Raw genomic sequence first — 13,825 nt, 5'->3', positions numbered from 1 at the left:
GGTGGAGAAAACATGAAGAGATTTCCGGAAGGTTTTTTATGGGGCGGCGCAACGGCTGCCAATCAGATTGAAGGAGCTTATAAAGAAGGAGGCAAAGGACTTTCTACGGCGGATGTCTCCCCGGACGGCATTATGTCTCCGTTTCATGAGACAGACGACGCGCTGAATCTGTATCACGACGCGATTGATTTTTATCACCGCTATCAAGAGGATATCGCCCTGTTTGCGGAGATGGGCTTTAAAGCGTTCCGCACCTCCATTGCGTGGACGAGAATCTTTCCGAACGGCGATGAAACAGAGCCGAATGAAGAAGGGCTGCAATTTTACGACCGTTTGTTTGACGAATTGAGAAAACATCAGATCGAACCGGTTGTCACGATTTCTCACTATGAGATGCCGCTCGGTCTTGTGAAACACTACGGCGGCTGGAGAAACCGCCGGACGGTCGATTTCTATGAGCGGTACGCCCGCACGGTTTTCACCCGTTATAAAGACAAGGTGAAATATTGGATGACCTTCAATGAGATCAACGTTGTTCTTCACGCTCCGTTTACTGGCGGCGGCCTTAAATTCCGGGAAGGCGAAAATAAACAAAATACGATGTACCAAGCGGCCCACCATCAATTTGTGGCGAGCGCGCTGGCGGTAAAAGCCGGCCATGAGATCATCCCGGATTCACAGATCGGTTGCATGATCGCCGCGACGACGACGTATCCGATGACGCCAAAGCCGGAGGATGTATATGCGGCTTTGCAAAAAGAGCGGAGCACGCTGTTCTTTTCTGATATACAGGCGAGGGGCAGCTATCCGGGCTATATGAAACGCTTCTTTAAAGAAAACGGAATTACGATCGAGATGAAGGAAGGAGACGAGGCGCTCCTGAAAGAACATACAGTGGATTACATCGGCTTCAGCTACTACATGTCGATGACGGCCAGCACGGCGCCTGAGGATCTGGCGCAATCTAAGGGAAATCTTCTCGGCGGCGTGAAAAACCCGTACCTGAAATCTTCCGAATGGGGCTGGCAGATTGATCCGAAGGGCTTGCGCATCACCTTAAACACGCTGTACGACCGTTATCAGAAACCGCTCTTCATCGTCGAAAACGGACTCGGCGCGGTTGATCAGCCGGAGGAGGACGGAACCATTCAGGATGACTACCGCATCAATTATCTGCGTGATCATTTAATAGAGGCAAGAGAGGCGATTGAAGACGGCGTCGACCTGATCGGCTACACATCGTGGGGGCCGATTGACCTCGTCAGCGCCTCAACGGCAGAAATGAAAAAACGCTACGGCTATATCTATGTCGACCGCGGCAATGACGGAAAAGGCACGTTTGAAAGAAAGAAAAAGAAAAGTTTTTATTGGTATAAAGACGTCATCGCCACAAACGGAGAAAGTCTGTAAGCGCAATGTTCCGGAGAAAGCCGGCAAAATTGACATTCAGCAAAGAGAGGAGGACAATAAAAGCAGAAAGGCGGGATTCATATGTTTAAAAAAATTCTTGCAGCAGTAGACGGTTCAGACATGAGCAATAAAGCCCTGGACGCAGCCATCCATCTGGCGAAAGAACAGCAGGCTGAACTCACCATTCTCTATGCGGGACGTGAAGCCGTTGTCTCCACATCAGCCTTAACAGGGATTGTCTATGTTCCGGAAAACTTCATTGAAGACATCAAACATGAAGTCGAGCAAAAAGGAACGGCCATTCTGGAAGATGCCAAGCAGAAAGCGGCAGAAAGCGGAGTAAATGCGGAAAGCCTGTACGTCCAAGGCGAACCTGCGCATCAAATTTTAAACATAGCGAAAGAACAGCATTTCAATCTGATTGTCGTCGGAAGCCGCGGAATCAGCGGATTTAAAGAAATGATGCTCGGAAGCGTGAGCCATAAGGTCTCACAATTGTCTCCTTGTCCTGTACTGATCGTTCATTAAACAGAAGACCCTGCTGATGCGGGGTTTTTTTCATGAGAAAAGACCGCCGGCTTTCGAAAAATAGGGTGAAATCTTCCTCTGAATCAAGTAAAATGGCTGTTAGTATTTGTCTGAATAAACAGTCAATGATATGGGGGAAGCAAATCAATGCAAGCTGAACAAACATCAAATGCCGTCATCAAAATGGTCATTTCCATGGTCATTTTCGGATCAATCGGCTTTTTCTCAGAACATACGAATGTGCCTTCAATTGAACTGGTCTTTGTGAGATGTCTGTGCGCCTCATTGTTTCTGGGCGTTTGCTGGTTTGGTTCCGGACGGTACCGCACCGAACAATGGAACCGGCGGGAGGTGCTGCAGACACTGGCCTGCGGATTTTTTCTCGTGCTGAACTGGGTGTTTTTATTTAAATCATTTGAGGAGACATCAGTGACGATAGCGATTTCCGTTTATCATCTGGCTCCGGTTCTCGTCCTTCTTCTGGGGAGCCTTATATACCGGGAGAAACTGCATATTGTGTCCGTCAGTTCCATCGTGATTTGTTTTCTGGGCACCGCCCTGATTTCCGGCATCAACGGAAATACATCATTTTCTCAGCTGATGGGATCGGGTATTATTTGGGCCGTGCTGGCCGCCCTTTTTTATGCTTTTACGACACTGGCCGGGAAAGGCATCAACAGCCTCAGCCCATACGCCGTCACCTGTTTGCAGACCGGATTGGGCGTTATCATTCTTCTTCCGTTCGTCCGTTTCGGCGCTTTTTCTGATTTGTCGCATGTGAACTGGATCATGATTGTGTCGACCGGTATCATTCATACGGGAATTGTGTATTTGCTCTTTTTTGACAGCTTGCGGTTTTTATCCACCCGGTTTATTTCAATCATCGTATTTCTTGATCCGGCGGTGGCGATTGTGCTCGACACCGTATTTACGGGATTTCGCCCCGACCTTTATCAATCTTTGGGGATAGTGTTGATTTTTGCGGGAATGGCGCTGTCCCTGATTCGAAAGCAAAAAGCCGTGCCTTCGGAAGCTCAGGCAGACAGCACCCGTATATAGGCGGCCGTATCGGCTGCTTTTTTTGTTTTGGGGCTTTTCAGCCATAACGAAAAAGCAGACAAACAGATCATGGAAAAAGAGGATAGTAATTGTATAATACTTCTTGTGTTTACAATTTAAGAAATTAAAGGAGTGAAGGGCATGATAAAAAAGACGCGTCATCTCGCTTTCTTGGCTGCACTCGGCTTTGCGCTTTGTCTGGCCATTGTATGTTCCGCATCAAAGCAGGCAGAAGCGGCAGCGGCTTATCCGGATGTGATGCAGGGACTTACCGGATTCGCGGGCAATGCGAAGGATCATAACGGAAAAGCAAAATCCGCCGTATCGGGAGGCCAGGGCGGCCCCGTCGTCTACGTCAGCAATCTCAATGATCTGAAAAACAATGCGGGCGGAACGGACCGCAAAACCATCGTCATCACAAGTGATATTTCTTCCCCGGGTAAAGCCGTTGTGACAGTCGGCGCCAATAAAACCATCGTCGGCTCTTATACCAGCCACAGGCTGACCAACATCTATCTGACCACCGGCTCCGGCTCAAACAATGTGATTTTCAAAAATCTCATTATCAGCCATAGTGCCGCCATTACGGGCAACAACGACATTCCGATGTACATAGCGAACGGACAGAATTACTGGATTGACCACGTCTGGTTTGAAGGACACAGCTACAATCCGAACAGCCACAGTGATTTGGGAAAGCTTCTGTATGTCGGCGCCAAAGCGGATTTTGTGACGCTGTCTAACTCTAAATTCACAGACCATCTGTACGGCCTGATTCTCGGTTATCCGAATGATGATAACGAAGGACGCAATTATATCGGCTATCCGCATATGACGATCACCAACAACTATTTTAATAACGTCTATGTGCGTTCACCGGGCCTGATGAGATACGGCTATTTTCACGCGAAAAACAACTATGTGACCAATTTCAATTTAGGATTCACCATTCATACAAACGCGACTGTCTTCTCAGAAGCCAACTATTTCGGTAACGGAAATGAAAAAGGCGGAATGATAGACGACTACGGGACGGCCCAATTCACCGACACCGGTTCATTCCCGTCGCTCAAAGCCCCGAAATCACCGCGCACCGGCTGGAATCCAAGATCAAATTACAGCTATGGCACCCTTTCAGCCCAGGACGCCAAAAACTTCGCCCAATCTTACGCGGGAGCGCAAAATACAAATCTCCGCTATCCATAATACGAAAAACCGCCGGCAGCCGGCGGTTTTTTTATATGAATAAAAGGTTCAAAATCCCTATAATCCTTAAAATAACCTTAAATACCTAGGAAAATATTGATAAACAATTTCAATAATATTACTATTGTTAAGCCTATATTACAAAAGAAGGAGGAGAACCTATGAAAATAGGAAAAAAGAACAAGTGGAAAAAATGGCTGGCCGGCACTCTTGCGGCAACGCTTATGATTTCCATTGCGCCTGCCGATGTATTTGCGGCAGAAACGCGTGAAAAACAAGATCAAGCGAAAACCGCCGACATTCCGGCCGCAGACCCGGAAAAAGATCTTCCGGCGGAAAAAGCACCCGAGCAGATGCCGTTTAATCAAAAAGATATCAATCAAGACGGTGAGATCACGTCTGAAAGAACTGAGAATTCAAAGCTTTACTATGAAGGCGAGGGTGTGTACAAACAGGAAATCTACACAGACCCCATTCATACGAAAGAAACCGCCAATGCGGACTGGGAAGACGTTTCTCCTGAATTGAAAACCGGCTCAAAGGAAGTCGGAACGGAAAATACAGTGCTGAATTCCGATTTTCTGAAGCAAATGAAAAACGGATTATACGCTACATTTGAACACAATGATCATAAGCTCACATACTCATTAACCGGCGCAAAAGGCCCCGATCAGGCTGCAATCACTCCGACAGATGCCTCAGCAAAAGTAAGGGAAGACAGCAACGAGCTTACGTATCAGCAAGTGTTTCCTGCTATTGATTTACAAACCTACACATTTAACGAAAACATAAAAGAAGACCTTGTGCTTCACAAATATGAAGGCTACAATTCCTTCACCTTTCAAATCAAAACCGACCTTCAGGCTAAAGAACAGGAAGACGGCTCTATCGCGTTTTCTGATGATAAAGACAATGTCGTCTACACCGTGCCGAAGCCCTTTATGACCGACTCAGATCTCGACGAAAAGTCAGGTGAAGTCAGCAGGTCAGAAGATGTCAGCTTCAAGCTTGAAAAAAACAGTGAAGGCTACTTGCTCCATGTAACGGCCGATGAAAAATGGCTGAAAGATCCCAAACGGGTTTATCCGGTATCTATTGACCCTTCAACATCAGTATCTGTGTCATCCGATACCTTTGTCATGAGCGCGTACCCGACGACAAACTACTCTGCCGCATCGCAGAAATGGGATGCCGGATTGAAAGCGTACGTGCTGAAAACTGGATATTATGACGGCACAACCGGAACGAACTACGCTTTTATGAAGTTTGATAATCTAAAGCCGATCAAAAACATGACGGTGACGAAAGCGACGCTCAAAGCGTACACAGCCCACTCCTATTACGGATCAAAAGCGACGGGGCTTTGGCTCGACACCGTTAACAGCAATTACGACAATGCCAAGATTACGTGGAAGAACAAGCCGGGCTCCAAAAACATCGGCAAAGCCGAGGTCTATAAAGGCCAATGGGCAAGCTTCGATGTCACCTCCGCAGTCAAGTCGTGGAACAGCGGCGGCGCCAATTACGGCTTTAAGCTTCACGCAAACGGCAACGGAAAAGAATATTGGAAGAAGCTGATGTCATCAGCAAATTCCGATAAAAAACCATACATTGAAGTGACATACACAATTCCGAAGGCGGACACGCCGTCTGTCAAAGCGTATCATAACGGAGATTCGACAGGATTTTTCAATATCAGCTGGAAAAAAGCTGAAGGCGCCAAAAGCTATAAAGTCTGGCTTTATAACGGGAAAGAATATCAGGCCATTCCGGTCGGCAATGCAACCTCTTGGAGCACAAAAGGAAAAAACATCTGGCCGACAAAAGCGGAAATCGACTCCGGCAAATATAAGCTGCATACAGACGGAAAAGGCGGAAGTGAATTAGCGCTTAATCCTTCGCCGGTCTATAAAAACGCCGGCGGCAGCTATCCGGCAAGTAAAAATTACTGGGTCGCGGTCAGCGCGGTGTTTGACCAGGGAGAAGGCGCCATGTCTGCGGCCGCCAAGCCCGTCATTCCGAATATCGGAAGAGTTCAGAAACCAAGCACGAAAGGCTTTAATAACAACAACGCCACAGGCTGGTTTGATCTTTCCTGGAAAGCCGTATCAGGCGCAGCCGGGTATAAAATGCAAGTCTTTAACGGCAAAGGCTTTGAAACGCTTGACCTCGGAAATAAAACATCCTGGTCCACAAAAGATCAAAACATCTGGCCGACAAAGGCGGAAATCAGCGCCGGAAAATATGCGCTTCACCTGAAAGACAAAAAAGGCGCGGAATTGCCGATTAACCCGGGCCCCGTTTATAAAAACGCCGGCGGAGATGCAAATCGGAAAACTTACGGATTTAAAGTTATCGCCTATAACAAAGACGGAGAAGCGATCGCCTCACCGGAAGCGAGTCCGGCGCTGCCTGATATCGCAAAGCCGAAAAACCTGACAGGCTATGTCTATACGAACACGAAATCGAGCCAAACGGGTTATGTCAATCTCATATGGGATAAGGTCAAAAACGCCAAAGGCTACAAAATCAACATCTACAACGGAAAAGACTATCAATCATTCGATGTCGGGGATACCGATCATTGGACGACCCAAAACAAACACATCTGGCCTTCAGCCGATGAAGTGAAAGCGGGAAGATTCCAGCTTCACACGGACGGAAAGGGCGGCGAACTGGCGCTTGACCCTTCACCTGTTTACGAAAACGCAAACGGCAATTACAAAGGGAAGAAGAACTATTCCTTCACGCTGACCGCCTATGACGCAAACGGTGACAGCATACCGACGGCACCTTTTAACCCTGTTTTCCACGAAGGGGCGGAATTCCTCGGAACGGAAGAATTCTGGTCTATTATCGACATTCCGGACGGACAGCTGAACGGCGCGACGGGAAATGTCATCGTCAATGAGGAAGATATGTCAATCGACGGACGCGGGCCGGGGCTCGGGCTCTCCCGGACATTCAACAGCCTTGACAGCTCTGACCATATGTTCGGCCAAGGCTGGTATGCCGATGCGGAAACGTCGATCCTTTCTGAAGACGGTAGAGCCGTTTATATTGATGAGGACGCGACAACACATGTCTTCACGAAAAAATCTGACGGCACGTATCAGCCGCCGACGGGCGTTTATCTCGAACTGACGGAAACAAGCGATCAATTTGTATTAAAAACAAAAGATCAGACGAACGCTTATTTCAGCAAAAAAGGCGGCAAGCTCCAAAAAATCGTCGACGGACACAACAACACAACCGTATACGAATATAACGACAGCAATCAGCTGACCGCCATAACAGACGCATCAGGGCGCAAGCTGACATTTACCTATGATGAAAACGGCCATGTCACATCTCTTACAGGGCCGAAAAACAAAAAGATTTCATATTCATATGACAAAGACCTTCTCAAAAAGGTGACGGATACTGACGGCAGCGTCACAAGCTACGACTATGATGCCGAAGGGCGCCTCGTCAAGCAGTATTCCGCAAACAGCACGGATGACAAACCGCTGTTCACTGAATACCAATACAGCGGCCACCGTTTGACCAAAGCCGTCAATGCGAAAAAAGAAACGTACGACTACAGCTATGACGCGGACAAAAAAACGCTGCTCATGACGCAGCCGAACGGCCGCAAAGTGCAGTACGGCTATAATGAGGCGGGCAATCCGATTCAGCTGATTGATGATGCCGAAGGGCTGAAAATCACGACCAACACTGTATACGAAGGCAACAACGTCATTCAGGACACCGATCCGAACGACGCGGATGCGGGCAAAGCGACAGAAAGCTATCAATATGATAAAGACGGCAACGTCACAGCCGTAAAAGACAACTACGGCACCGAAACGTATCAGTACAACAAAAACAATGACGTAACGAAAATGAAGGATACCGAGGGGAACATCACTGATATTGCGTACGACGGACTTGATGCCGTTTCTGAGACGGATCAAAGCGGAAAATCCTCATCCGCCGCCGTGTATGACAAGTACGGAAATCTCATTCAATCAAGCAAAGAGCTGGCAGCTTCGGCGAGCCTGCTGAAAGACGGCAGCTTTGAAGGAACAAAGCTGGGCTGGAATCTCACCGCTACGAGAGACAGCGGAAGCATCGCGTCTGTCAAAGGAAGAAGCGGCGCGCTGTCCGGACAAAAAGCATTGGAGATCTCGTCACAATCCGCTTCAGCCGGAACAGAGCACGGCCATGCGTCCGCAACGCAGGAAGTGCAGCTAGAGCCGAATACAACGTATACACTCAGCGGCCAGATCAAAACGGATCTGACAAAGGCAAGAGCGTATTTCAACATTGATCTGCGTGACAAAGACCAAAAACGCATTCAATGGATTCACAATGAATCAGGCGCATTAGCCGGAAAGAATGACTGGATGAAACGGCAGATCACCTTTACAACACCGGCCAATGCAGGAAAAGCCATCGTCTATATGGAAGTGGATCATAACGACAAGGACGGCAAAGGAAAAGCGTGGTTTGATCAGGTTCAGCTGGAAAAAGGCGAAGTCTCTTCAAGCTATAACCCGGTGCAAAACAGCAGTTTCACGGCCAAAACAGATGGCTGGAGCACAAGCGGAGCCGCCGCTGACCTTGATGAAGGCTTCGATGATGACAGCTCATTAAAAGCGTCCCGCACAAATGCATCACAAGCCAATGCGGCCGCAAAACAAACCGTTACGCTAGGTCAAAGCGCGGACGATAAGCCGGTATATATCACGCTGACAGGGATGTCCAAGGCTGACGGCGTAAAATTAACGAACGACAATGGTTACGCGCTTCAGGCTGACGTCACTTATGCGGACGGCACGACGGGCGTCTACACCGCCAAATTCCCGCAGGGGACACAGGAATGGAACCGGGCGGCGGCAGTCATCCCGAAAACAAAGCCGATCAATAAAATCGAACTCAGCATTCTGTTCCAAAAAAGCGCCACAGGAACGGCGTGGTTTGATAATATCCGTTTAATCGAAGGAAGCATCCTGACGAAAAACACCTATGACGAAAAAGGAAACTACGTCACAAAAGAAGAAGACGAACTAGGGTATGCAAGCACTGCTTCATATGACGAGACTGGAAAGAAAATGTCTGAAACCGACGCGAAAGGCGAAACAACCGCCTACGAATACGATCAGGCCGACCAGCTGACAAAGCTGACCCTGTCAAACGGCACATCCATCCTTCACAGCTATGACAAGGAAGGAAATGAGCTGACAAAAACGATTCGGGCCGGTGCGGACCAGACCTATCAATATGAATATGACGTCATGGGCAAGCTCGTCAAAACAACCGACCCGCTCGGCAATGTACTGAAGAGTGAATATGACGCCAACAGCAACTTGACGAAAACCGTTTCCGCCAACGGCAATGAAGTGTCGCTGACCTATGACGGCACCGACCGGGTTAAGTCAAAAGCGTATAACGGCACTGAAAAATACAACTTTACCTATGACAAAAACGGCAATGAAACGTCTGTCACAAACAAAGAACAAAATACAACGAAAAAACGCACCTTTGACAACAAAAACCGCCTGACCGAATTAACCGACCGCGGCGGCAGCCAAAGCTGGACGTATCCGGCTGATTCGGATAAGCTGAAAACTTTCTCATGGAGCCACGGCGGCCAAAAAGGAACAAACAGCTTTACGTACAACAAACTTGATCAAATGATTGAAATGAAAGACGGCACTTCAGCCTATACATTTGATTATGATGAAAACGGCAATGTCCAGACATTCATCAGCGGCAATGAAGTCGGCACGAGTTTTTCATATGATGAGCGGAATCTCGTCAGCTCTCTTCATATCGGAGCGAAAAACGGCGGCAGCATCTTCCGGGAAAGCTATGAATATGACGCTAACGGCAACCGCACGGTCATCGACAGCTCAGCGGGCGGAAAGGTGCAGTACGAATACGGCAAGCTCAACCAGCTCGTCAAAGAAACTCATGAAGACGGCACCGTCATTCAATATACGTACGACGGCTTCGGCAACCGGACAAACGTCACCACCACAAAGGACGGCGCAAGCAAATCAGTCAACGCATCCTTCAACATCATGAACCAGCTGACGAAGGTGAATGACGAAGACCTGTCCTACGATAAAAACGGCAACCGCACATCCGACGGCAAATACACATATACGTGGGACGCGGAAGACAACCTGACCGCCGTAACGAAAAAAGGCGAAGACAAGCCGTTCGCAACATACAAATATGATGAAAAAGGAAACAGAATCCAAAAAACCGTCAACGGAAACATCACGAACTACTTCTACGACGGAGACAGCCTGAATGTCCTGTATGAAACAGACGCAGTCAACAACGTCACAAAATCATACACGTACGGTGACAGCGGCCAGCTGTTATCCTATACAAAGAACGGCAAGAAATATTTCTATCACTACAACGCACACGGCGACGTCATCGCCATCTCAGACAGCACCGGAAAAACCGTTGCCAAATATCAATATGATGCGTGGGGAAATCCGACAAAAACCGAAGCGAGCGACGAAGTAAAAGACAACCGCTACCGCTACGCAGGCTACCAATACGACGAAGAAACCGGCCTGTACTATCTCATGGCCCGCTACTACGAACCAAGAAACGGCGTATTCTTATCACTAGACCCAGACCCGGGCAGCGATGGGGATTCTTTAGACCAGAATGGATATGCATACGGAAACAACAACCCAGTGATGAATGTTGATCCAGATGGACATTGGGTGTGGCTGGCCATTAACGCCGGCTTTGCGGCTTATGATGGGTATAAGGCGTACAAGGCAGGCAAGGGCTGGAGAGGTGCTGCTTGGGCAGCGGCTTCTAACTTTGGGCCTGGGAAGATATTTAAGGGTGCTAGTCGGGTTTATAAAGCGGTTAAAAGTTACAAATTTGTTCGAAAAGCAAAAGGTGGTACGTATAAGGGAAGGCTTAAAAGTAAATATTCAAAGAAGCGTTTTGTACCCGATAGTTATTGGAGTAGAAAAGCTTCCCATTTTGGTACACCGAATAGCCGTATTACCCATTATAGATTATATAAAGGCAGGAAGGAGAGATCGACTGTAATATATGATAAATATGGGCGTCAAAAGTATCGCATAGATCACTCGAATCATGGTATGCCTAGAGCGCATTCTAAACCACACCTTCACGAATATCATTTTGGAAGAGGTTATGGGCCAAAAGGAAAAAATAAAACTCATAATTTTTGGAGATGAAAAAATGGATTGGTATTTAGATGAAAAAATAGAAAAGAAAATAAAGGATTTTCAAATAACTAACTTAAAACAAGTTACTAATTTTAATTATTATAGAGAATATAATGACTTTTATGACGTAATTAGTTCAATAGAGTTAACTCTATTGTACGAATATTTAAAGGAAGAATATCAAATAAAGTTAAAATTTGAGAATGTATCATCTGTAGAGTTAACTAACTTGGATTATGGTCATCAAGATTCTTATTTAAGTATTAACATAGAAAGAATTAACAATAGTTGGGAAAAAATAAAATATATAGTAGAAGATTATGAAGAACAATCTTTTAGATTTTATTGTGAGAATTATAAAGTAATTGGTGTTGAAAATACGAATAATTAATAATATAAAAGTCTTGTCAAATTTGGCTGGGCAAGACTTTTTATTTTAAAAATGATAATAATAACAAAGGTAGCCTATTTACTTTATACTTACTTGTTATTTAGGTTGTAAAAATAAAGAAATACATAAAATGTTTCACTTTAATTAAGCTCTATACGTATTCATTTCAAACTCTAGCTTTGGGCACTACCAACTGAGATATGTTAGAGATTTTAGAGTTCAGTTAAATTCTAATTTCTCATTGGCATAAACAGAAACAGAAGATTAATAGCTGTAGAGGCTGAGACTGTTTCTTTTGATTCAAAACAATTTTATGTGTATAAGGTTAACGAGTAAGAGAATCTCTAACCCTTGGGAGCATAACCAATGAAAAAAATAAAAATGAATAAAATCATAAACATGGACACCCAAGATTGTTTTTTTCATGCTGATCCACAGGGATGTGCCTACATTGGAAAAGAGTGAGAAAGGTGATATCACTGTTTCAATCTATGATCCTTCCGATGATGTTTTGAATTTTAAAGTGAAAGAGCAGATTTCATGCAGCGATATTCTGCTCTTTCAACAATGTGCAGATGGCTATGTCTTCGTTTATTACGAATCGTATGAGCCGAAGGTAAAGGTTTTTTCAGAAGAGGGAAGTGTGGAAAGTGCTTTTCACTTGCCTTCAGGGACTTCATGCAGTCTTCTGGATGAGAAACAAAACCTATGGATCGGTTTAAGTGATGAAGGCATTTATGATGATGAAAACTCAAATGGTCAAAGTGTGCTGTGCTTCACTTTAGACGGGCAATTAAAGGAAACGCATATTGATCAACAGCTTTCAGAAATATATGCGCCCGTTGTAGATGACTGCTATGCGCTTGCAGAAAAAAACGGACTGATCTACATGCTGTATTACTCATATAAAGTCATTGCTGCGTTTGATGAAACCGACGTGAAACGAGTGTGGATTATTTCTGATCAAGCATGTTCAGGGATATATGACCAGCTTGCGATTTCAGATGACGGGTTTTGGATATGCAAAGATGATCATTCACTGTCCCTCATTCCGGCTGATGTCAGTCTGCCGGTGCAAGAGGTAACGTGCTGTGATCCGGATGGCCGTGAGCTTTCGATACAACAGCTGAAACTAACAAGTAATGCTATTTATGCACTATCAGACTCGGGGATCTATAAGAGGGATATCAGAGGGGGAAAAACCAAATGAATGAAACATCTTTTTGGCAGCTTATTGACCAAGCTGGCAGTCATGAAGAACCTAATGAGTGGCTGCGTGATGCATTATTGAAAGAAGAAATCAATGAGATCGTTGATTTTGAATTTATGCTTCAGACATTCATGCAAAAAAGCTATCTTTCCTCGCTATGGGCCGCAGCATACATCCTAATGGACGGCTGCTCGGACGATACATTTGATTATTTCCGCGGATGGCTGATTGCCCAGGGCAAAGAGACATTCGAAAAAGTGCTGGATGATCACGAGTATTTGGCAGCGTACATCACGGAGGAAACGCTTGACGAGGAAGGCTATCCGCAAAATGAAGACTTGCTGTCAGTGTCAATCGAGGCGTTGACATATATGAAGACTGGTGACGATGAATGGGATGATAAAGTACACGACGAGCTTTTAGATGCGCTTGAACAAAAGGGACTTGCCGAAACGGACGGTATTGAATTGGATTGGGAAGAAGAAGATTTGCCTGAAAGGTTTCCAAAACTGTGGGAGCGTTTCGGGGATAATCCGCTGGGTGATTTTTAAATAGTAGAATATGAAGCTTGTATCAATAAGCGATACAAGCTTTTTTTAGAACAAATCTGAATGATAAATGACAAAAAAACAAGAGAATGGTTAATCAATTTAAAAGAACTTAAAAAAATGCCGGCGGAGGGAATGCGGTCGGTCTGTGCAAAAAAGATTAATTAGGTTTAACCTGTATTTTATCTACAATATCAGCTTTGTATTCTTATTAGTTATTCTTAATAATGCTGTTTTCATATTCCGATTCATCTTT

Annotated in this window: 7 protein-coding genes and 1 pseudogene; all 8 read left to right on the top strand. The window is 45.7% G+C overall.

Features of this window, described 5'->3' with window-relative positions:
* Positions 1-12 precede the first annotated feature (12 nt).
* Positions 13-1,410 (top strand): 6-phospho-beta-glucosidase, encoded by a 1,398-nt coding sequence (locus NYE62_RS19975; RefSeq protein ID WP_342497146.1) that lies wholly within the window; start codon positions 13-15, stop codon positions 1,408-1,410.
* An 81-nt stretch (positions 1,411-1,491) separates the two neighbouring features.
* Positions 1,492-1,938, top strand: coding sequence for a universal stress protein (locus NYE62_RS19970; RefSeq protein ID WP_342497145.1), 447 nt, complete (start codon positions 1,492-1,494; stop codon positions 1,936-1,938).
* Positions 1,939-2,085: 147 nt separating this feature from the next.
* Entirely contained in the window at positions 2,086-2,997 is a 912-nt protein-coding gene (locus NYE62_RS19965; protein WP_144664753.1) for a DMT family transporter, read from the top strand.
* A 141-nt stretch (positions 2,998-3,138) separates the two neighbouring features.
* Positions 3,139-4,203, top strand: a complete 1,065-nt coding sequence (locus NYE62_RS19960) for a pectin lyase (RefSeq protein WP_020958055.1) — start codon at positions 3,139-3,141, stop codon at positions 4,201-4,203.
* A gap of 161 nt (positions 4,204-4,364) precedes the next feature.
* Positions 4,365-11,429 (top strand): DNRLRE domain-containing protein, encoded by a 7,065-nt coding sequence (locus NYE62_RS19955; RefSeq protein ID WP_342497144.1) that lies wholly within the window; start codon positions 4,365-4,367, stop codon positions 11,427-11,429.
* Between the two features lie 4 nt (positions 11,430-11,433).
* Positions 11,434-11,811, top strand: coding sequence for a hypothetical protein (locus NYE62_RS19950; protein ID WP_136803209.1), 378 nt, complete (start codon positions 11,434-11,436; stop codon positions 11,809-11,811).
* Positions 11,812-12,177: 366 nt separating this feature from the next.
* Positions 12,178-12,505, top strand: a pseudogene (locus NYE62_RS19945) (DNA-binding protein); the annotation flags it as partial.
* Positions 12,506-13,017: 512 nt separating this feature from the next.
* Complete coding sequence (locus NYE62_RS19940) at positions 13,018-13,572, top strand: DUF4240 domain-containing protein (RefSeq protein ID WP_065982695.1); 555 nt, start codon at positions 13,018-13,020, stop codon at positions 13,570-13,572.
* Positions 13,573-13,825: the final 253 nt, after the last annotated feature.

The organism is Bacillus sp. FSL K6-2861 (assembly GCF_038630725.1).
GTDB classification, from domain to species: Bacteria; Bacillota; Bacilli; order Bacillales; family Bacillaceae; genus Bacillus; species Bacillus velezensis.
This window is presented reverse-complemented; position numbering and strand designations above follow the sequence as displayed.

Excerpts from the sequence above, each read along its gene's own strand:
- NYE62_RS19965 (WP_144664753.1), top strand. The coding sequence starts at position 2,086 with ATGCAAGCTGAACAAACATCAAATGCCGTCATCAAAATGGTCATTTCC.
- NYE62_RS19970 (WP_342497145.1), top strand. The coding sequence starts at position 1,492 with ATGTTTAAAAAAATTCTTGCAGCAGTAGACGGTTCAGACATGAGCAAT.
- NYE62_RS19955 (WP_342497144.1), top strand. The coding sequence starts at position 4,365 with ATGAAAATAGGAAAAAAGAACAAGTGGAAAAAATGGCTGGCCGGCACT.
- NYE62_RS19960 (WP_020958055.1), top strand. The coding sequence starts at position 3,139 with ATGATAAAAAAGACGCGTCATCTCGCTTTCTTGGCTGCACTCGGCTTT.
- NYE62_RS19975 (WP_342497146.1), top strand. The coding sequence starts at position 13 with ATGAAGAGATTTCCGGAAGGTTTTTTATGGGGCGGCGCAACGGCTGCC.
- NYE62_RS19950 (WP_136803209.1), top strand. The coding sequence starts at position 11,434 with ATGGATTGGTATTTAGATGAAAAAATAGAAAAGAAAATAAAGGATTTT.
- NYE62_RS19940 (WP_065982695.1), top strand. The coding sequence starts at position 13,018 with ATGAATGAAACATCTTTTTGGCAGCTTATTGACCAAGCTGGCAGTCAT.